Raw genomic sequence first — 19,288 nt, 5'->3', positions numbered from 1 at the left:
TTACGGCATTCATATTACAAGTCGTTTGATTACAGAATTTAAAGAAAGAAAAAACTATATAGAAGCACTGGCTATAACCTACGAAACTGTATTAATACCTGTTATTTTTGGTGTATTAACAACAATATTTGTATTTTTATCTTTAATATTCATGAAATTGCCTGCATTTACACAAATGGCTTTAATTAGTAGTATCGGACTATTTGTTTTTGCAATTATAATGATATTCATTACACCTATTACATTTTATCCATTCAGAAATATTATTCTTAAAACGTATCGAGAAAATAAAATTAATATATGGTTTCAAAAACTTGGTAAATGGATTCCTAAACGAAAGAAATTTATTTTACCTTTTCTTTTAATTTTTGTTATCTTTTTTTCCATATTTGGTATAATTAATTTCTCTAATTTTTCATATACTCCCCTGGACTTGCTCCAACAAACGCAGAAAGTACAAAAGTTTTCAAAGATATCGCAAACCATTTTGGCACATCTCTATTTAATGAGATGCAGTTTATTGTTAAAATAGATGAAGATTCAAAAAAAATAATTGAAGATTTAAAAAAATCACCATATGTATCTAAAGTTGAAAGTTATTTAGACATTTTAAAAAAACAATTGGGTGATTTTGAAAAACTAAAAATAAAAACACAGGAAATATCTGAATTAGTAAATGACCCATTTGCAGTTGCAGTTCTAAAAAAATACGGGATTTACTCAGAAACTTTAAAAATAATAGATCTTGCTGCTAGATCAAAAAATGAAAAAGATTTTATAATAGGAATAACTGAATTAATTCCTGAAAATTTAAGAAAAAATATTTTAATTAACAAAGATGGTAAGGATTATTTCATTGTATATGTCACCCCTTCTATTGACTTAAATTCCAATAACGGTATGAAATATTTTTTTGATTCTTTGAGCAAATACTTAAACCGTTTTTTAGGTAATAAAAAAGCCTTATATAAATTAATGTATATTATTGAAAGTAGATTTTACTATGTAATATTATTTTCAGTATTTATGATAGGTATACTCACATTTTTTTCAAGAAAATCGCTTAAAGAAACTATAATTTCTATATTTGGATTAATATTTACAAATTTATCAGCTTTTGGAGTTATTTACTTTTTTGACATTAAAGCAACATTTTTAACGATAATTTCACTCCCTTAATATTTGGAATAGGGGTTGATGGATACATACACATCTTTCATGCTATTGACGAAGATAAGGTTCATTATTGGCATACTTTAAAAGCCACAACATTATCATTTTTAACTACAATATCCTCTTTTATTACCTTTCAATTATCAAGGGAGAATTGCTTAAACAGTTTAGTTTAACTATGGTTTTGGGAATTTCTATAGTATGGGCAATGACAGTTTTACTTATCCCATCATTGAAAAAATGAAATTTACATAACTACCTTTTTTGTTACGTTTGAAAATTCACAATTAATATTCTGGTATTGAAAAGTAACATTTATTTTTGTATACTATTGTTGTAAAAAGAAAATCCCCCTATCCCCCCTGAAATAGATGGATAGACATTTAGCGGATCCGTTGGATCCGTTTTTTTTATTTGTGTTATAATAAATATATATTAATCTTCGAGGTGAAAATATGAAAAACTCACTTAAACAACTTATGTTTATTCATTTACTCATTGTCCTTTCTTTTGTTTCACTAATCTTTTTAATAAAAATTGATATTGATAATTACGAACAAAAGAATATATCAAAATACTTAAAAAATACAATATTTCAATTGGATGAAAAAATGAAAGAAAGCATTGTGCATTATATAAATTATCAGAAGTTTATTTTTAAGCCTTTTAAATTAATTATATTCCAAAATGATAGAATTATATATTCTGATTTTAAAGATATTAATGGTGATAATCTATTCTATAGTAACATTGAAATAAAAAATAAAAGATATATTTATGCTTATAACCTATTTGAATACATTGATTATATTAATTTAATCACAAATGGTATTATAATTTTAAAATACAATAATAGATTATTTTTCGAAAAAAGTTTAAATGTAAAATCTCCAGATTCAATTAAATCAAAAATTCAACTTTTTATCCCATACAAAAAAATGTTGTTTTATATTATTCCAGATAAAAATTTGAATATGTTATTTATAGATAAATTATCTTTATATATTATTATTAATTCTATATTATTTTTTACTTTATTTCTGCTTTTGAAAAAAAATTATTATTATTCTCTAAAAGATCTAAATTTAATATTAAATTCCATTAATGAAAATAATGTTAAATTAAATACAGATATCGGTATCTCTTTAAAAACAAAGATCGATAATATTATTGCTACCTTAAAGAACAAAGAAAATAAAATTTCAGAATTAGAGATGCGTATTAAACAAATAGAAAATAAGAATAATTCTTTGATAAATGATCTTATTTTTTCCATTAATACCCCTATTCAAAATCTTGTTAATTCTTTAAATATAAAACTACCAAAAGATATTGAGAAAAGTTTGATAATAAAAAATATTTCTGAAATTAATTATTTAATAGAAGAATTTAAAAATATTTTTCTTTTTAATTCTGATAGATTCGAACAAGGTTATTTTGAATTTTTTGATATAAATAAATTTCATAGCGAACTTGTCTATTTCTTATCTTTTTATATTGCAAAAAAAGATATTAAAATCAAAAAAAATATAAATGTTGAAAATCCCTTTGTTTTTTCTAATAAAGATAAACTGCATAAAGTACTGTACAAAATACTGGCTCTAATTTTAAAAGAAAAAGAAAACGGAAATATCATTATATCATACTCTTTAATAAAAAACTGTGTATTGGAAATTAAAATAATTGATAAAGATAATATTTTTAATGATTATATTTTATTATTAAATAACCAATCCCACTTCGACAAAACAGATATAAAATTATACGATATTATATTGATTAAAAAATATATTAAAGATTTGAAGGGAAATACATTTTTTAATCAAAGTGGTTCTGATTCAATTATTAAAATTGAAATTTCTGTTGATTATATAGATTTTATAAAGAATTATGATCTTATTACTCTAAAGAATTTTTACTTAACCAAACTTATTGAAAATGAATATACAGTAAATCAGGCAAATAAATATATTGAAGAAATCATTACTTTATATATTGATACATTAAATAATATCAATCCAGATAAAATAAGTATATTAAATAATTCTCTGATTAAAAACGACTTTCACATTTTTTATAACTGGCTAAATTTTATAATAAAACATAAAAATAATTCAAATGTTGAGATTTTTAAGAATTTATTAATAGAAAAATTAAGGAACTTATTATAATATTTACTACTACTTTAACGGTTAATTTTTAAAAATCAAATCCAGGAAATATAAAAATTCTACTATTATTTTAGAATAATAATAAAAAAAATTAAGGAGCTTAAATAAGCTCCTTAATTTTTTAAAATTTTTCTTTTATTTTATCTGGATCTTCTCCAATTTCTTCCCATATTTTGTTTAGTTCATCATCTGACATTTTAGACAACTTTGTTAATTTTTCTGGAACCCCTGTCTTTTCCCAGGAAGACATCCATCTGCTTTTACGTCTCCATTAACAAAACCTTTTGCAAATCCTGAACATCCAGGATAACCACAAGCTCCACAGTTTATTCCTGGTAATAAATTTTCAGCAAATATAACTCTTACATCTTCTTTCACTTCAAATTTTTTCTCAGCAAACGCTAAAAATGCCCCAGCGGAAAAGCCTAATATTGCAAGTAATATTACTGCATTTATAACTATAGACATAAGAATTCCTCCCTTATATTTTTATGAGACCTGAGAATCCCATAAATGCCATTGACAATAATCCAGCAGTAATTAAGGCAATAGCTGTTCCTTTAAATGGTTCAGGAACATCATAATAATCCATTCTTTCCCTGATGGCTGAGAATATTATTAAAGCCATTCCAAAGCCTAATCCAGCACCAAGAGAATAAATTATTGTCTCTATCAATGTATAATTATTCATTACGTTAATTAATGCTAATCCTAAAATAGCACAGTTAGTTGTAATTAAAGGCAAATAAATACCCAAAGCTTCATATAAATTTGGTGAAACCTTTTTTATATAAAATTCTATAAATTGAACCAATGTTGCTATAACTAAAATAAAGACTATTGTAGTTAAAAATTCTAACCCTAATTTAACCAGTAAAAGGTTTAAAAACCATGTAATTACACTTGAAATAACCATAACAAAAATTACAGCCATTGACATTCCTGATGCAGAACTTATCTTTTTGGATACTCCTAAAAATGGACAAATTCCTAAAAATTTAGATAAAACAAAATTATTTACTAATATTGCTGAAAGAAATATAAAAAATAATTTCATTTCTTTTCACCAGCCTTTGCCTTATTTCTGTTATGTATTCCAATGGAATTAAACATAGCCAATAACATTCCCAATACAAGGAAAGCTCCTGGTGGAAGTATCATAACATATAATTTCATTGCATCGCCCCAAATTGGTAATCCAAAAATTGTGCCATTACCTAATAATTCTCTAACTGATCCTAATAATATCAATGAACCCGTGAAACCCAACCCCATACCTAATGCATCATATATAGAATCCAATACGCTGTTTTTTGAAGCAAATGATTCAGCACGACCTAAAATGATACAGTTAACAACTATCAACGGAATAAATAAACCCAATGTTTTCCATAAGTCATATGTATAACCGTGCATTAATAAATCAACCATAGTAACAAATGAAGCTATAACAACTATGTAAATAGGTATTCTGATATTTTTAGGTACCCATTTTTTTATTAAAGATACAACTATATTGGATAGAATTAAAACAGCTAATGTTGCTAAACCCATACCTAGTGCATTTTCTGCATTCGTCGTTGTAGCAAGTGTTGGACACATTCCCAAAACCTGTATAAAAGTCGGATTTTGTTGAAATAATCCTGCTTTTAAATTTTTTATATTAGCCATTATTGAATCACCCCTTTGGATTTGAGGTATTCAAATCCTACATTTATTGAATTCGCAACAGCTCTTGGTGTAATTGTCGCACCTGTCATTATATCACTTGTTTGAACTATACCTTTTTCTTTTCCTTCTTTTATTTGTTCTGGAGTACTTAAAATAACTCCTGCATCTTTATTTACTTTTACTCCATTTACCAATCCTTTATAAGAAATTGGATAAAATCTTTCTTTTACTTTCTCTTCAGCAATGTTAGCTCCCAAGCCTGGTGTCTCTTGAGAATATGAAATTACTTCTAAATTATTAAAATATAATTCTTTATCTTTAACAAAGGATACAACAGATATAACTTCTCCACCAAAACCAATACTTGATACTGTTAAAATATATATTTCCTGACCTTTTGAATTTACATATTTATACACAGGAGAATAAACCTTTGATTTTTCATTAGAATAAACCACGCCACTTTCATTTGAATCCCAAATTGCTGAATTTAATTCTTTTGAAGATGTTGGAATGTCTTTTTGAGCTATCAATAAACCTTCACCTCTGGAATCTTGTAAAACCTTTTTAATAGCTTTTAATTTAGCTTGTAATTCAGCATTGTCAATAGCTGGTTTAGCTGATACGTAAACTAAAGAAACAATGAAACCCGAAATTACAATAAATAACATTAATATAAATCCTGTTTTCATGTATTCTTTCATTTTTTACCACCTCTTGTAGTTCCAAATATACGTGGTTTTGCATATATATCAATTAGAGGTACTAATGCATTCATAATTAAAATTGAGAAAGATACGCCTTCTGGATATCCTCCAAAAAGTCTAATTGTCATTGTTATTAATCCTAATCCCAATCCAAAAATTACCTGTCCTTTAACTGTCATAGGACTTGTTACCATGTCAGTTGCCATAAATAATGCTCCTAACATTAAACCACCAGCAAATAGATGGAATAATGGAGATGCATATTTTGTCGGGTCAGCCAAATAAAAGACTGATGAAATTACAAATACAGTTGAAATATATGTTATAGGAATCCAAATTTTTATTCTTCCTCTAACAACTAAATATATAAAACCTATTATTAATGCTAATGCACTAACTTCACCTATAGAACCTGGAACTGTTCCTATAAACAATGTTTTTAGATTAATTGTATAATCTGGCCAATTAGCCAAAGTTGAAACACCTTTTTCTTTTAAAATAGCTAAAGGTGTTGCAGTTGTAATAGTATCATATTTAAAATAAAATGGTCTATACCATGTTGTCATGGCTACAGGGAATGATATTAACATGAAAACTCTTCCAACTAATGCAGGGTTAAAGACATTTTTTCCTAATCCGCCATATACATGTTTTCCTAATACAATTGCGGCAAATGTTCCTATAAGAATTTGCCACCAGTTTACAGCTAAACTTAAATTCATAGCCAATAGCAATCCTGTAACTGATGCACTAAAATCTGGTTTGAAATTCTTTTGTTTTCTTAAAACCTTCATTATAAATAATTCCATACCTTCTGCTAAAAGCATAGTATAGAGCATAATCCATAAAGCTCTCCATCCAAACACCCATGTAGAGACTATAAATGATGGTATGAGGGCGATTAATACATCAACCATCACAGCTCTTACGCTATCTTTAGATCTTAAATGTGGTGCAGCTGCAACATTCAACTTCATTTTTTTGCCCTCCCTTTTAAAGCTCTTGCTACTTTTTTACCAGTTTTAAATGTCTTTACCAACTCAATTCCTGCTGGACAAGCAAATGAACATGAGCCACATTCAATACAATCCATAAGACCATATTCTAAGGCTTTATCATATTCTCTCTTTTCTACTTGCATTTTTAATAAATATGGCATTAAATTAATAGGACAAACCTGGACACATTTAGAACATCTAATACATGGATATAACTCTTTCTTAGGTGCAACTTCTTTAGTCATTACAGTTAAAGCGTTATTACCTTTAAATGTTGGTAATTCTATACTTGGTAATGGAATTCCCATCATTGGACCGCCATATAATATTCTATCTATTTTTTCTTCCTCAACTAAGCCTACATGATCTAATAAATCTTTTGCTAAAGTACCTATTCTATATATGAAGTTACCAGGATTTTTTACACCTTCTCCAGTTAATGTAATACCTCTTTCTATTAATGGTTTTCCTTTTTCAACAGCTTCATATATTGCATAAGTCGTTGAAACATTGAAAACTATTGCTCCAACATCTAATGGCAATCCGCCAGATGGAACCTCTTTTTTTGTAATTGCATATATTAATTGTTTTTCTGCACCCTGTGGATATTTTGTTTTTAATACTTTAACTTCTATTGGTTCTCCAGAAACTGCTTCCTTCATTTTTTCTATAGCTTCTGGTTTGTTGCTTTCTATACCAATATAAGCTTTCTTCACACCTGTAGCATGCATAATAATCTTTATACCTTTTACAATTTCTTTTGATCTTTCTAACATCATTCTGTTATCAATAGTAATATAAGGCTCACATTCTGCAGCATTTATAATTAAATATTCCGCTTTTTTCCCTTCAGGAACAGACATTTTAACGTGAGAAGGGAACATAGCTCCACCTAAACCAACAATTCCTGCTTCTTTTACAATTTCAACTATTTCTTTTGGTGATTTTTTGTATAATCACCATGATTTGGAATTAATTCCCAATCATCTTCATCTGTTCTCTGGATTACTATAACATCATTTTTGGTTCCAGATGCCGCATTTGTCATTTTTACTATTTCTACTACTTCACCAGTCACTGAAGAATGAATATTAGCGGAAATAAATCCATTTGCTTCCCCAATTTTTTGCCCGGTTTTTACTTTTTGACCAGGTTCCACTAAAATTTTTGCTGGTGCTCCTATGTGGTTTGTAGTATAAATATATACTTTTTCTGGCAATGGCAAAACTTTAATTTCTTTGTGTTCTGCCAACTCTTTCTTTTCTGGTGGATGAACTCCTCCCTTAAAAGTCAATAGAGCCATTTCCTTCCTCCTTTCAATATTTCCTCTTTTGTGGTACATTATATAATGTTTTATTTGGTTTTTCATTATAATATGGTCTGGTACAATAACTACACCCACTTGTCTTAATAGCTTCTTCCACAGAAATTTTTAAATCTGGCAATTTTATTAAAACCCCATCAATAAAACCAAAATCATCTTTACTTACATCATATTTTTCTATTATTTCTCTAGCAAATTGTATTTTTCTGTACCTTTCTAACGAAGGAGGTTTTACATTCTCAAATTTTGTTCCTTTAATCGGCGTAAATGAAAACAAAGAAACTAAAATATTATATTTTTTCATTTCAAGCATTAAGTCTACCAATTCTTCATCGCTTTCCCCTAAACCAACTATTATATGCGTTGTTATCTTACCTGGATACTTTTTTGAAGATTCTATTAAAATGTTAAAGAGAGAGTCGAAACTCCCCCTCTTATTTTAGAAAATAATTTTTTATTTGCAGAATCAATGGAAATCCCAGATTATCTATATCATATCTAAATATCTCGTCTACTTCTTTCATATTTTTTGGTCGTAAAGATACTGCTTTTAAAATATCTAATTCTTTTATCTCATTTAAAAAAATTTTTAATTTCTCAAAATAATTTTCGGAATTTACCACCTGAATACAAAATCTTTTAAATGGATTATTCTCTTTTACTTTTGCTATAAATTCAACTAATGAATATTCTGGCCATTTAATTCTTGACAGGTAGTCTTTATCTGATTTGGCTTCTCTAGCTTGAGCACAAAAACTGCAATTATATATACATTTTTCTCCTAACATTAAATAAGCTGTTGGCATTTCAAAATGGATTTTTCCTTTTTTAAGTCCTAATAGAACAGCTGTGGCGTATGATAATTTAATTTTCATTTTATTCCTCCCGAATAATAACCCTTCTATATTATCATCAAAGGTGATTTTTATCAATGTTGCTGAATTAGTATTATAAATAATCTCTTCATTATAATTTTTATTATATAAACTATTTTCTATTTTATTTATTTCTTCTAGATCTCTTTTAAATACATTTTTTCTATATATTGAGTTTATATATAGATAATTTATCATAACTAAGTTAAATACAATACCTATAATTATTAAAGAAATTATTAAAATTAAAGATTGTATATTCATTAAAATACCCTAGCCAAATTCCCAACAATATTGCACCTATTATTAGTCCAACTGATAATCCAAAAATAATTAGTATATCACTGCTTTTTACTTTATTTTCTGGAAGATTTGCCTCTCTTTTTAATCCTGCAATAGAATCTTTTAAGATATCTCCTATTATTTTATCTTCGGGAGGATTAAAGTATTCTTCTCTTTTTCTATGCATTTCTTCTATTTTATTAGAATCTACCATCATTTTTAAATTCTTTGATATAACAGCTTTACCTATAAGTCCATTCCCAAGGTCCATTTTTATAAAATAATAGTCAGTTCCGGGTATTAACTCTTTAGCTATTAATTTAGATTCTATCGGTAAAACATTTTTCCCACTTTCATCAAATTTATCTGGATAAAGCTCTTTTAACCTATTTAAATTTGCAGGTTCTACAGGATCTATAACCAATGAATAAACCGGATCCCTACATCAAGATTATTTATAGTCATTCCATTTAATGGGTCTGAAAGAGGTAATACTTCAGGAGACGATAATACGTCAACTCTATTTAGATAAGATTTTTCTTTTTCGCTAAAACTTCTATTCTGGGTCATTAACCATACTAAATCCTGGTAAGTTAATTTTTCTGCAACTATTCTTAAATTAACTTCTCCTTCCCATTCTTCAAAAATTTCAGATAATATAGCTTTTATTATGGCTACATCTGAATCTCTCACACCTAAGAACATTTTTGCATTTATTATTTCTGGACCATATCGTTTTATAGTAGATTGAACAAATGCCAAAAATTGTTTGTTTAAATCCAATACTGTTGAATCTTTTATAGCTGTATAATATAATTCTTCTAATTTAGATTTATATTCAATATAAGATAAATTTATATCTGGCAATTCAAATTTTGGGAGTTTTGATTTAGGTATGGATAAAACCTTATATTCCGGTGTTCCTTTTTGTTTTCCAAACATATAACCTACTATTACTTCAGCTGTTAATGAAGATGTGGCAAAAAATTTTACAGCGTAAAAATCCATTATTCCGCCTCCCTAAATTATATACCCTCCAGAAGGTATATCACCTGTAAATTCACTTATATAATTTCCTATAATAACATTTTTCCCAATATTTATATTTGATGGAATTTTTACATTGAATCCGATTAGGGTTATATCAGTATTATATATTTTACTATTAAATTGATTCTCTTTAAATTCACCTAGGCCAATATTCACATTTTCGCCAATCTCAGTATTTTCACAAACAATGGCTTTATCAATATATGTTCCTTTTCTTATTATTACTTTATTCATTATTACCGAATCCTTAATAACAGCTCCTTTTTCTACAATTACCCTTGAAATAATACAGAATTATGAACCTCTCCATATATTTCACAGCCTTCACTAATTAAAGATCCTGACAAATTTGCTTCATTTGATATAAAAGCTGGAGGTAATTCTTCTGATTGAGTATATATTTTCCAATTTACGTCATGTATATTTAACATAGGCATTGGTCCTAACAATTCTAAATTAGATTCCCAATAAGATTGTAACGTCCCAACATCTCTCCAATATCCTTCAAAATTAAATGCATATAATTTATTTTTGTTTTCTAACATTTTCGGAATGATATTCTTTCCAAAATCATGTTCAGAATTAGAATCTTTTGAATCTTCAATTAATAATTTTTTAAGATTGACCATGTATATACATAAATACCTAAAGAAGCCAGATTTCCTCGTGGCTCTGAAGGTTTTTCCTGAAATTCCGTTATTTCACCAAAAGAATCTGTGACCATAATACCAAATCTATATGCTTCGCTTATTGGTACTTCCATACAGGCTATGGTAACATCTGCTCCTTTTTCTATATGATAATCTATCATTTCATTATAATCCATTTTATATATATGATCTCCCGATAATATTACAACAAAATCAGGATTATAACTGTCAATATACTCTATATTTTGATAAATAGCATCTGCTGTTCCCTATACCACGATTGATCGGTATTACTTACATATGGAGGTAAAATAGTTAATCCTCCAGATTTTATATCCAGATCCCATGGCTTACCTATACCCAGATGTTTATTTAATACATGTGGTCTATATTGGGTTAATACACCTACATTATATATTCCTGAATTAACACAATTACTTAAAGCAAAATCTATTATTCTATATTTACCGCCATATGGAACCGCTGGCTTTGCAAGATATTCAGTAATAGCTCCAAGTCTGGTTCCCTGACCTCCTGCTAATATTAAAGCTACAACATTCATCTGTATCCCCCTATAAAATCGTGCCTTTTTCTATTACCACTATTTTATTTTCACCAATAACTTTTTTCCCTTCTCTAATTTTACAATCTTTATCTATAATGGCGTTCTTTATAAAACTTCCTTCGGATATAATAGTATCCTGTAATATTATCGAATTTTCTATAATAGCTCCAGCTTTTATCCTTACACCTCTGGAAACTATGGAATTTTTTACAGTTCCATTTATTATGGTACCATCAGCAACAAACGCATTTTGAATATTTGCATTGATATTAATCTTTGGTGGAGCATAATCCTTTAATTTAGTATATATTTTGTTTGAATAAAACAGTTCCTTTCTTACTTCCTCTCTGAGAATATCCATATTTGTATTGTAATATGCTTCTATTGATTTTTTTATATTTGACCAATAACCCTCAAAATTATATGAAAATACCCTTAACTTTTTTAGATTAGGTTGTATAATATCCCTTACAATATCTTTCCCACCACTGGGTATTGACGTATATAATAATTCTATTAATAATGCTTTATTTATAAAATATACTCCCAGAGATATTCTATTTGATATTGTCTCCGATGGTTTTTCATGAAATTCCAAAATTCTTCCATCTTCATCTGTTACCACCTGACCATATGTATTAATAAGCTTATTATCCTTGCATTCCTTAGTTAAAATAGTAATGTCCGCAGCGTTTAACAGATGATAATGATATAATTTTGTAAAATCAAAATTATATATATGATCTCCTGATCCAATTAAAACAAAATCTTCATCGCCTCTCCTTAATAGTGTCATATTCTGAAATATTGCATCGGCCGTTCCTTTATAAACTGGTATTTCTTCTTTATTTTTGAAATAAGGTTGCAATATAAACAGTCCACCAGTTTTTCTATCCAGATCCCATTCTTTACCACTTCCAAGATGATCCATTAAACTTCTTGGATAATATTGGGTTAATACTCCAACTTTTTTAATCTTAGAATTTACAAAATTGCTTAATGTAAAATCTATAGCTCTATATTTACCAAAAACAGGTACTGCTGCACTTGCTCTTTTCTTTGTTAATTCTTTAATACCACTTCTTGATGAACCTGCTAAAATTAAACCTAAAACTTTCATTTTATCAATCCCCCTTAAGAGTCAAAAGAAATTCTTTTTCAAGTTGAATTAATTTACCTCTATCTTCATCAACTATTTCAGGATATAAATAAGTATAATCTTTTCCGAAAAACTTAAAAAGTTTAGATAAAACATTTTTTTTGAAATACGGATAATTAAATAATATTTTTATATTTTTCAACATTTTCTCGTATGCATATTTATAACTAACGTTTTTTATACCAAATTCTTTTTTCAACATTAAATCAAAGGCTTTTGATATTTTTTCTATATTATTTACCTTTAATATTTTCCACCATTTATTTTCAATAAAATGTGTACCTAAAAAACGCAAAGATAGTATTTCATCAAAATTATATTCAAATTTAGTATGTAATATTGGATCTGAATAATATGAATTTATCAACGAATGCAATTTTTCATCTAAAATCATATGTGATATATAACCATAATAAAAATTTTCTGGAAAATCTTTCATTATGTTTTTATAATATGAACTATTTAATTCATGTAATTTACTACCCAATTCTACATATTTTTTTTCATTAACATAAAAAAAAACATCTGGACCCTGTGCCCCTAAATATAATTCAGGGCCCCAAATTTTTTGAGGAGATTTCATAGAATATAATATATGAGCCAGTATGCTGGGCATTTTATCACCTCAGAACTCTAATCCATAAACATTTCAAATACAAACTTTCAGGAATTTGAAGTATCCATGGATGATCATTTGATTGTGTTATAATATCAATATTTTGCAATCCAATACCCTGATTTTCAACACTTCTTCTTAATGACTCGATTAACAAGGATATATCTGCTTGATATGCACAACTACACAAACTTAAAATCCCATAATTGTCTAATCTTTTTATTCCTAATTCTGAAATTCTTTTAAAAATTCGAACCCCTTAAATCTTTCTGTTTTCTTTTTTATCAATGACGGTGGGTCTAGCATCATTAAATTAAATATTTCTTTTGTTTCTAAAAGAAAATGTTCTACATCATCATATATAACTTCTATTTTATCTTCTATATTATTTATTTTTGCATTTTCTTTTAATAATTCAAGTGCATACTCATCTTTATCTACAGCAACCACTTTTTTCGCACCATATTTTGCCATATTTAATGCAAAACCACCAGTATATGAATATGCATCCAACCCTATTGAATCTTTTGAAAATTGTCTAATATAAATTCTATTTTTTCTTTGATCAAAGAAAAAGCCCGTTTTTTGACCATTTTTTATGTCAACTATATATTTTATTCCTTCTTCTTCGATAATAAAATTATCTGGTGGATTTTCTCCCCATATTAATCCAACATTTCTCTCAAGGTTTTCTTTTGATGACGTTTCAAAGTCACTTCTTTCATAAATACCTTTTATTTCTTTGTTGAATATTTTTAATAATGCGCTTATTATTTCATTTTTTTTATTTTCTACTCCTTTATTTCGAAATTGTATAACAAAATAATCTTCATATTTATCCACAATTAATCCCGGAATTCCATCTGCTTCAGCATGAAAAAAACGATATGAATTGCCGAATCCTCTTCTTAATTTCAAAGATTTTATAAATTTTTTATAAAAAAACCTTTCATTTATTTCTTCATCACTTAAAGATAAAATTTTCACAGCTATGTTTGATGAATGAGAAAATATTCCTTTGCCTATAAACTCAAAATTATGGGAAAATACATTGCAGATTTCGCCATCTTTTTTTCTCCAGTAATCTCTTCAATTTCATCTTTGAATATCCATAAATACCCATTTTTTATTTTTTTTCTTTATCTTTTTTTAATTTTATAATTATCATAAGTCGTGTTGCACATCCAATTTATAATTTAATATTTCATTTTCAGAAAAGAATATCCTCATTTCTTTTTCAGCATTTTCATGAGAATCTGATGCATGAACAATATTTTTTGTTACACTCATTCCAAATTCACCACGTATACTTCCTGGAGAAGCTTTTAAAGGATCTGTATTACCTATAATATGTCTTACCATCTCAACTACTCTTGGGCCTTCTAAAACCATCACAACTACAGGACCTGATAATACAAATTCAATTAATTCATTATAAAACGGTTTCCCTTCATGTTCTTTATATAATTTTTCTGCCTGCTCTTTTGTAGCCCATATCATTTTCATTGCAACAATTTTTATTCCTCTTCTTTCTAACCTACTTATTACTTCACCCACTAAACCTCTTCTTACAGTATTTGGTTTTAAAAATAAAAATTCTCTTTCCATTAAAATTCCCCTTTACTAATCCATCTTCCAATAAGATTTTTTATCACAAAAATCTATTAACTCTTTTTCATGTGAAACTACAACAACTGTTTTATCGTATTGAATAAGTTTTTTGAATAATTCAAATACAATTATTTTATTTGCCATATCCAAACTACCTGTTGGTTCATCCGCCAAAACGATTTTTATGTTTCCTACTACCGCTCTTAAAATACTTGCACGCTGTTTTTCTCCACCAGATAACTCTCCTGGATATTTATTCATTATTCTACTTATTCCTAAAATTTCTGCAAATTCTCTTATTTCTTTTAAATTTTCCTTTCCTTCTCTAATATATTGAGCTAATTTTGCATTTTCTAAAATCGTTAGTTCATTTATTAGATTAAAAAACTGAAATACAAAACCTATATGTTTTTTTATATTATCATTAAAAGAATATATAATTTCTCCTGACGATGGTTTTAATATTTTCCCCATTAAAAATAGCAATGTACTTTTTCCACTTCCCGAATGTCCATATATTCCATAATATTTATTCTTCTCTATTTTTAAATTTATATTCTTTAAAACATTTGTTTTCTTATCATAAGAAAAATATAAATCATTTATCTCAATTAAATTATTCATTATGAAGCACCTCTACTGGATCAAAAGACAATAATTTTTTCGAAGATATATAAGAAAAAAGGTAAGATAACGTTATAATAAATAAAAAACCCAAAATTATATCATCAAATGAAATATAAAAAGGAATTTTGTCTATATAAAATACCCAGAAGGTAGTTTTATATTTATTTTTTCCAATATTACAATTGTTGTCAGGGCAAAAATAAGCCAGAAATAAAACCAGTTACAGCCACTATAAGACTCTCAAGAATAAATATCATTGATATTTTTCCTTTTTCCATTCCCATTGAAAATAATATTCCTATTTCTTTTTTCTGGTAAAAATTGAATACATAACTGAATTAGAAATACTAAAACCACTCATTAATACCACAAAAAAGGTAATTATTAAAGCAAAATACGAATCTATTTCAACCGCTTTGGCAAAATTTTCATTTTGTTCTTCCCATGTTGTTGCAAGATAAGCATTAAAATATTGTTTTTTTATATTTCTGGCATTTCTTGGATTTTTTAAATATATACCTGTATAATTCAAATATTCCATCTTTTCTTTTTTACAATAAAGGAAGAGTCTATAATATATATTCCTGAGTGAAATATACCTGTTATTTTTATATTTTTTAATCTAACTTTATTTTCTCCATCTGTATAAAATATATTTAACGTATCACCAGGATTTAAGTTCATATTTTCTGCCATTACACTTCCTATAATACAACCTGAGATATCCCGGCAATTAGTAAATCTTCATAATAATCAAGATTATTTATTTCCCAATACGTAATCCCTATCCTTTTTTTATTCCTATTAAAAAAGCCCTGATATGATGAAAAATATATCTTAAATTTTTCATCTTTTATATTTTTATCAACCCTTTCATATACAATTATATGGGGATAAAATGATGTTAATGAGTCTATAAGAGTTTTGTCAAATCCTTTTATTACCGATATAACAACAATCATCCCCCACACTCCAATAAATATAGAAAGAAATGGAAATAAGAAATGCTTTTTATTTCTTTTTAAGAAACCTTTTATTAATAAAAACACATCTTTCATGAGTTTTTCCCCACTAATATAATAATATCTGAATTCAATGTATTATAAAAATTATCACTTAAAAATTTGATAATTGAAAAATATAAATCAGGGTTTTGTTTAGCATCGATTATTTCAAAGGCTGTATTGCTATATCTATTTTTTATTTCTTTTAATATTCTTTCTTCATATTTTTTATTTTTTATTATCAAATAAGATTTATTATGCTGAATTCCATTTATTTCTGGCAACTTATCTACTATTTCAATTAAATAACCATTAGAATTTTTCCATCTATTTCTTGTAACTGTATAAAAGCTTAAATTAAAATTCTTCATATTATTAATTAAAGTGACCCAGATTTTTTTATTTTCTGGGGCTTTTCAAAATCGGTCAAATATTTATTCATATATTTGATCTGACTATTATCCAATTTGACATAATCACCAACTACTTTTATAGGTAAAGAAAGAAAACTTATATTAGATTTTTTAGAAACTACAAATAAAGAAAACAACTTTTCAAAATCAAAAGAATTTATCGTTCTATTCAAAACTTTATCTATAGAATATAATATTTTTGATAATCCCGAACTTTTCGCAGCATTCATCAAAGCAAACAAAACATCTTTTTGCCTTTGAATTCTTCCCAAATCACCCAATGCATCATGCCTGAATCTCGCATAATACAATAATTCTTCACCATTCAAATAATTATATCCCTGCTTAAAATTAATATGTAAATTTTGATGGTAATCTTCATAATACATATCTTTTGAAACGTATATTTTGACTGGTGCGTATATATTTCCAATTTCTTTAAAAAGTCCATAATCAAAAATTAAATAATCTGATATTTTTATACTGAATATATTTTGAATAATTTCCTTCAATTTTTTTATGCCATATTTAACATATACAGCATTTATCCTCATTGTTGAATTATCAACAGTTATTAATAAATCTCTTGGAATAGGCAAAACAAGAATTTTCTCTTTCTTTTCACTAACGCCAACTAATAATATTGAATCAGTTCGAGAGATTTTTTCATTTACATCTGTAGTATCCATTCCTAACACCAAAAAATAGTATGGATCTGGTAATTTTTCCATTTTTACATATGTGTTTACAAAAGGAAAAAATATAGACATTATTACTATTAAAGAAAAAATAATGCCTAATACATACATTAAAAATTTCATTTGATCACTCCAAAATTGTTTTCAAGGATTCTAATGCTGTTTTATCTACATAATTCCTTTCTAATTGTTTTTTTAAATCTGGCAAATTAATTACAACTGGTTTTGATAATAATGTTTTTATTTCCAATTTATCATAACTCGTTATTGAATATTTTGAAAAAGCTTGCAATAAAGCAAAAGCACCATTATAAGATAAATTAGTATTACCGTATTTTCTTATTTCATTTACAAAGTTATTGGATATTAACATGTCCATAATTCCTGATTTTCTGGTTTTTAATATTTCAAATACATCGTCAATAGAATTCCCAGTTCCTTTTAATATTGATAGAAAGTTTGAAATACTGTCGCTTTTTAAAATAAAATGGTATTTTATAGTAGATGGACTAATATCAAACATTTGTTCAAAGTTTGTTAAAGCTTCTTCTGGTTTTAATGAATCAATGTACAAGCCTTTTTCTGAATAGAAAATATTATCCGGGCTTTTTACAACAAAAATTTTTCTTGACTGATTTTTTATTCTAATGAAATATAACTCTGTTTTTTTAGGTGTTTCATAAGTAATTAAATAACTCACTGCTTCAGCTTTCATTTCAGTAGTATTTTTTAAATTATTATAAAAATAAAAAATGCCACCTATAATAACAATAATTATTAATAGTATTATTGCCCATATCCATTTTCCACCTGATCTTCTGCTACCTCCAACTTGAATTCTTGCTGCCAATTTATTCCACCTCCATAAATTTTTATGTTTATTTTTAGTTTATAATATTATAGTTCCATGCCTCAACTGTATCTGGTAATAAAAAATGATTTTTTTTAAGAGCATAGATAACTTTATTTTTTAAAATCTCTTTATATGCTTTCTCCAAATTATAAAAAGCTAATTCTCTATAATATTCAACATTTTCATATTTTCTGGTAGGTTCTATTGAGTCAGATATAAATATTATTTTTCCAACAATACCAAAAAACTTATATCCACTGGTATGATAATAAATAGCTTCATATACATCTTCAGGAATATTATATTCTCTTTTTAGATATTCTGCTGATATTTTTCCATGCAATAATATAGGATGTTTCTTTTCTACATAGGATATATCTATCCCATATACCATAGCAATTTTTAAAAATTTATATGGTTTTACATCTCTGAATAAATCATGTCCTAACGCTGCAATTTCAACCCGTTTTTCTTCTATATTATATTTATTCGCCAACATCTTAGCGGTATACGCTACTCCCATAATATGTTTTAATCTATTTTCAGATAACATTTTTTTCAAGATTTTTTTTATTTCTTCTATTTTTTCTTCCAAAATTTTCACCTCTATATTATTTCATAATTAGAAACTATAGGACTTAGTCCATATTTATATTCTATTTCATCCTCTAATTTCTCAAAAAATCTTAATAAAAAATCTTTATTTTGAGATAGCGTAACTATTGTAATTTCAAAAAATTTTTTACTGTCGTTAAATCCGCTTTCTACAATTGCTATATTATATTTTTTTCTAAAATCGTTAATTATTTTTTTACTATACTTCTTTTCTCTTTTAAAGAAT

At 26.7% G+C, this 19,288-nt stretch carries 25 protein-coding genes and 4 pseudogenes; 3 read left to right on the top strand and 26 right to left on the bottom strand.

Features of this window, described 5'->3' with window-relative positions; genetic code table 11:
* Positions 1 to 25: 25 nt before the first annotated feature.
* From DJ007_RS19460 to DJ007_RS12700, 3 genes are all read left to right on the top strand, one after another.
* The gene (locus tag DJ007_RS19460; RefSeq protein WP_165974177.1) at positions 26 to 532 is read left to right on the top strand and encodes an MMPL family transporter; all 507 of its coding nucleotides are present in this window, start codon (positions 26 to 28) and stop codon (positions 530 to 532) included.
* A complete protein-coding gene (locus DJ007_RS12705; RefSeq protein WP_129409916.1) occupies positions 511 to 1,179 on the top strand; it encodes an RND transporter family protein in 669 nt (222 codons plus the stop codon). The genes DJ007_RS19460 and DJ007_RS12705 overlap by 22 nt, the downstream gene beginning before the upstream one ends.
* Before the next feature lie 449 nt (positions 1,180 to 1,628).
* Positions 1,629 to 3,344, top strand: a complete 1,716-nt coding sequence (locus DJ007_RS12700; protein ID WP_129409915.1) for a ligand-binding sensor domain-containing protein — start codon at positions 1,629 to 1,631, stop codon at positions 3,342 to 3,344.
* Positions 3,345 to 3,554: 210 nt separating this feature from the next.
* Here the strand turns inward: DJ007_RS12700 and DJ007_RS12695 are convergent, their stop codons facing one another.
* From DJ007_RS12695 to DJ007_RS20570, 26 genes and pseudogenes are all read right to left on the bottom strand, one after another.
* Complete coding sequence (locus tag DJ007_RS12695) at positions 3,555 to 3,812, bottom strand: (Fe-S)-binding protein (RefSeq protein ID WP_165974176.1); 258 nt, start codon at positions 3,810 to 3,812, stop codon at positions 3,555 to 3,557.
* 13 nt (positions 3,813 to 3,825) lie between these two features.
* A complete protein-coding gene (gene rsxA / locus DJ007_RS12690) occupies positions 3,826 to 4,401 on the bottom strand; it encodes an electron transport complex subunit RsxA (RefSeq protein WP_129409914.1) in 576 nt (191 codons plus the stop codon).
* Positions 4,398 to 5,015: an electron transport complex subunit RsxE gene (gene rsxE / locus DJ007_RS12685; RefSeq protein WP_129409913.1), complete on the bottom strand. Its 618-nt coding sequence runs from the start codon at positions 5,013 to 5,015 to the stop codon at positions 4,398 to 4,400. Before rsxE ends, rsxA begins: the two co-directional genes overlap by 4 nt.
* On the bottom strand, positions 5,015 to 5,719 hold the full coding sequence (locus DJ007_RS12680) for an RnfABCDGE type electron transport complex subunit G (protein WP_129409912.1): 705 nt from the start codon (positions 5,717 to 5,719) through the stop codon (positions 5,015 to 5,017). Before DJ007_RS12680 ends, rsxE begins: the two co-directional genes overlap by 1 nt.
* Complete coding sequence (locus DJ007_RS12675) at positions 5,716 to 6,699, bottom strand: RnfABCDGE type electron transport complex subunit D (RefSeq protein ID WP_129409911.1); 984 nt, start codon at positions 6,697 to 6,699, stop codon at positions 5,716 to 5,718. The genes DJ007_RS12680 and DJ007_RS12675 overlap by 4 nt, the downstream gene beginning before the upstream one ends.
* Positions 6,696 to 8,023, bottom strand: a pseudogene (gene rsxC / locus DJ007_RS12670) (electron transport complex subunit RsxC). Before rsxC ends, DJ007_RS12675 begins: the two are co-directional and overlap by 4 nt.
* A gap of 13 nt (positions 8,024 to 8,036) precedes the next feature.
* A complete protein-coding gene (locus DJ007_RS18300; RefSeq protein WP_240739612.1) occupies positions 8,037 to 8,348 on the bottom strand; it encodes a radical SAM protein in 312 nt (103 codons plus the stop codon).
* Positions 8,349 to 8,478: 130 nt separating this feature from the next.
* Positions 8,479 to 9,183, bottom strand: coding sequence for a radical SAM protein (locus DJ007_RS18295; protein ID WP_240739611.1), 705 nt, complete (start codon positions 9,181 to 9,183; stop codon positions 8,479 to 8,481).
* Positions 9,125 to 10,209: pseudogene (locus DJ007_RS18290) on the bottom strand (DUF4899 domain-containing protein). The gene DJ007_RS18295 and the pseudogene DJ007_RS18290 overlap by 59 nt, the downstream one beginning before the upstream one ends.
* Positions 10,210 to 10,221: 12 nt before the next feature.
* Positions 10,222 to 11,463, bottom strand: a pseudogene (locus DJ007_RS20585) (glucose-1-phosphate adenylyltransferase).
* A 10-nt stretch (positions 11,464 to 11,473) separates the two neighbouring features.
* Positions 11,474 to 12,586, bottom strand: coding sequence for a glucose-1-phosphate adenylyltransferase subunit GlgD (gene glgD / locus DJ007_RS12645; RefSeq protein ID WP_129409908.1), 1,113 nt, complete (start codon positions 12,584 to 12,586; stop codon positions 11,474 to 11,476).
* A gap of 4 nt (positions 12,587 to 12,590) precedes the next feature.
* On the bottom strand, positions 12,591 to 13,241 hold the full coding sequence (locus tag DJ007_RS12640) for a zinc dependent phospholipase C family protein (protein WP_129409907.1): 651 nt from the start codon (positions 13,239 to 13,241) through the stop codon (positions 12,591 to 12,593).
* A gap of 4 nt (positions 13,242 to 13,245) precedes the next feature.
* Complete coding sequence (locus DJ007_RS14950; protein ID WP_165974175.1) at positions 13,246 to 13,398, bottom strand: hypothetical protein; 153 nt, start codon at positions 13,396 to 13,398, stop codon at positions 13,246 to 13,248.
* Between the two features lie 68 nt (positions 13,399 to 13,466).
* Positions 13,467 to 14,300 carry a class I SAM-dependent rRNA methyltransferase gene (locus DJ007_RS12635; protein ID WP_129409906.1) on the bottom strand — a complete coding sequence of 278 codons (834 nt, stop codon included), beginning with the start codon at positions 14,298 to 14,300 and terminating at the stop codon, positions 13,467 to 13,469.
* A pseudogene (locus tag DJ007_RS20580) lies at positions 14,264 to 14,374 on the bottom strand (hypothetical protein); the annotation flags it as partial. The gene DJ007_RS12635 and the pseudogene DJ007_RS20580, both read right to left, overlap by 37 nt.
* 31 nt (positions 14,375 to 14,405) lie before the next feature.
* Positions 14,406 to 14,849: a nucleoside-diphosphate kinase gene (gene ndk / locus DJ007_RS12630; protein ID WP_129409905.1), complete on the bottom strand. Its 444-nt coding sequence runs from the start codon at positions 14,847 to 14,849 to the stop codon at positions 14,406 to 14,408.
* 15 nt (positions 14,850 to 14,864) lie between these two features.
* Positions 14,865 to 15,476 (bottom strand): ABC transporter ATP-binding protein, encoded by a 612-nt coding sequence (locus DJ007_RS12625; RefSeq protein ID WP_129409904.1) that lies wholly within the window; start codon positions 15,474 to 15,476, stop codon positions 14,865 to 14,867.
* 191 nt (positions 15,477 to 15,667) lie between these two features.
* The gene (locus DJ007_RS20575; RefSeq protein WP_368359888.1) at positions 15,668 to 15,736 is read right to left on the bottom strand and encodes a hypothetical protein; all 69 of its coding nucleotides are present in this window, start codon (positions 15,734 to 15,736) and stop codon (positions 15,668 to 15,670) included.
* A gap of 41 nt (positions 15,737 to 15,777) precedes the next feature.
* Entirely contained in the window at positions 15,778 to 16,020 is a 243-nt protein-coding gene (locus DJ007_RS12615; RefSeq protein WP_129409902.1) for an ABC transporter permease family protein, read from the bottom strand.
* Positions 16,008 to 16,175 (bottom strand): hypothetical protein, encoded by a 168-nt coding sequence (locus tag DJ007_RS14940; protein ID WP_165974173.1) that lies wholly within the window; start codon positions 16,173 to 16,175, stop codon positions 16,008 to 16,010. The genes DJ007_RS12615 and DJ007_RS14940 overlap by 13 nt, the downstream gene beginning before the upstream one ends.
* An 8-nt stretch (positions 16,176 to 16,183) precedes the next feature.
* Positions 16,184 to 16,537 carry a hypothetical protein gene (locus DJ007_RS12610; RefSeq protein ID WP_129409901.1) on the bottom strand — a complete coding sequence of 118 codons (354 nt, stop codon included), beginning with the start codon at positions 16,535 to 16,537 and terminating at the stop codon, positions 16,184 to 16,186.
* Entirely contained in the window at positions 16,534 to 16,854 is a 321-nt protein-coding gene (locus tag DJ007_RS12605; RefSeq protein WP_129409900.1) for a hypothetical protein, read from the bottom strand. The genes DJ007_RS12610 and DJ007_RS12605 overlap by 4 nt, the downstream gene beginning before the upstream one ends.
* 8 nt (positions 16,855 to 16,862) lie before the next feature.
* Positions 16,863 to 17,717 carry an LCP family protein gene (locus DJ007_RS12600; RefSeq protein WP_129409899.1) on the bottom strand — a complete coding sequence of 285 codons (855 nt, stop codon included), beginning with the start codon at positions 17,715 to 17,717 and terminating at the stop codon, positions 16,863 to 16,865.
* 4 nt (positions 17,718 to 17,721) lie between these two features.
* A complete protein-coding gene (locus DJ007_RS12595; RefSeq protein WP_129409898.1) occupies positions 17,722 to 18,444 on the bottom strand; it encodes a hypothetical protein in 723 nt (240 codons plus the stop codon).
* A gap of 34 nt (positions 18,445 to 18,478) precedes the next feature.
* Positions 18,479 to 19,042, bottom strand: a complete 564-nt coding sequence (yqeK, locus tag DJ007_RS12590; protein WP_129409897.1) for a bis(5'-nucleosyl)-tetraphosphatase (symmetrical) YqeK — start codon at positions 19,040 to 19,042, stop codon at positions 18,479 to 18,481.
* Positions 19,043 to 19,053: 11 nt separating this feature from the next.
* The gene (locus DJ007_RS20570) at positions 19,054 to 19,218 is read right to left on the bottom strand and encodes a hypothetical protein (protein ID WP_368359887.1); all 165 of its coding nucleotides are present in this window, start codon (positions 19,216 to 19,218) and stop codon (positions 19,054 to 19,056) included.
* Between the last annotated feature and the right edge of the window lie 70 nt (positions 19,219 to 19,288).

The sequence above is a fragment of the Marinitoga lauensis genome (assembly GCF_004135675.1).
In the GTDB taxonomy this organism is placed as follows: Bacteria; Thermotogota; Thermotogae; order Petrotogales; family Petrotogaceae; genus Marinitoga; species Marinitoga lauensis.
The sequence above is the reverse complement of the archived record's forward strand: the minus strand, read 5'-3'. Positions and strand labels throughout refer to the sequence as shown.

What these genes read in the sequence shown, in the direction of transcription:
- DJ007_RS12675 (WP_129409911.1), bottom strand. Translation starts at nt 6,699, where the DNA reads ATGAAGTTGAATGTTGCAGCTGCACCACATTTAAGATCTAAAGATAGC.
- DJ007_RS18300 (WP_240739612.1), bottom strand. Translation starts at nt 8,348, where the DNA reads ATGAAAAAATATAATATTTTAGTTTCTTTGTTTTCATTTACGCCGATT.
- rsxA (WP_129409914.1), bottom strand. Translation starts at nt 4,401, where the DNA reads ATGAAATTATTTTTTATATTTCTTTCAGCAATATTAGTAAATAATTTT.
- ndk (WP_129409905.1), bottom strand. Translation starts at nt 14,849, where the DNA reads ATGGAAAGAGAATTTTTATTTTTAAAACCAAATACTGTAAGAAGAGGT.
- DJ007_RS18295 (WP_240739611.1), bottom strand. Translation starts at nt 9,183, where the DNA reads ATGAATATACAATCTTTAATTTTAATAATTTCTTTAATAATTATAGGT.
- DJ007_RS12705 (WP_129409916.1), top strand. Translation starts at nt 511, where the DNA reads ATGCAGTTTATTGTTAAAATAGATGAAGATTCAAAAAAAATAATTGAA.
- DJ007_RS12700 (WP_129409915.1), top strand. Translation starts at nt 1,629, where the DNA reads ATGAAAAACTCACTTAAACAACTTATGTTTATTCATTTACTCATTGTC.
- DJ007_RS12610 (WP_129409901.1), bottom strand. Translation starts at nt 16,537, where the DNA reads ATGAAAGATGTGTTTTTATTAATAAAAGGTTTCTTAAAAAGAAATAAA.
- DJ007_RS12680 (WP_129409912.1), bottom strand. Translation starts at nt 5,719, where the DNA reads ATGAAAGAATACATGAAAACAGGATTTATATTAATGTTATTTATTGTA.
- DJ007_RS12600 (WP_129409899.1), bottom strand. Translation starts at nt 17,717, where the DNA reads ATGAAATTTTTAATGTATGTATTAGGCATTATTTTTTCTTTAATAGTA.
- DJ007_RS14940 (WP_165974173.1), bottom strand. Translation starts at nt 16,175, where the DNA reads ATGGCAGAAAATATGAACTTAAATCCTGGTGATACGTTAAATATATTT.
- rsxE (WP_129409913.1), bottom strand. Translation starts at nt 5,015, where the DNA reads ATGGCTAATATAAAAAATTTAAAAGCAGGATTATTTCAACAAAATCCG.
- DJ007_RS12695 (WP_165974176.1), bottom strand. Translation starts at nt 3,812, where the DNA reads ATGTCTATAGTTATAAATGCAGTAATATTACTTGCAATATTAGGCTTT.
- DJ007_RS12640 (WP_129409907.1), bottom strand. Translation starts at nt 13,241, where the DNA reads ATGCCCAGCATACTGGCTCATATATTATATTCTATGAAATCTCCTCAA.
- DJ007_RS12605 (WP_129409900.1), bottom strand. Translation starts at nt 16,854, where the DNA reads ATGAAGAATTTTAATTTAAGCTTTTATACAGTTACAAGAAATAGATGG.
- DJ007_RS12615 (WP_129409902.1), bottom strand. Translation starts at nt 16,020, where the DNA reads ATGGAATATTTGAATTATACAGGTATATATTTAAAAAATCCAAGAAAT.
- glgD (WP_129409908.1), bottom strand. Translation starts at nt 12,586, where the DNA reads ATGAAAGTTTTAGGTTTAATTTTAGCAGGTTCATCAAGAAGTGGTATT.
- DJ007_RS12625 (WP_129409904.1), bottom strand. Translation starts at nt 15,476, where the DNA reads ATGAATAATTTAATTGAGATAAATGATTTATATTTTTCTTATGATAAG.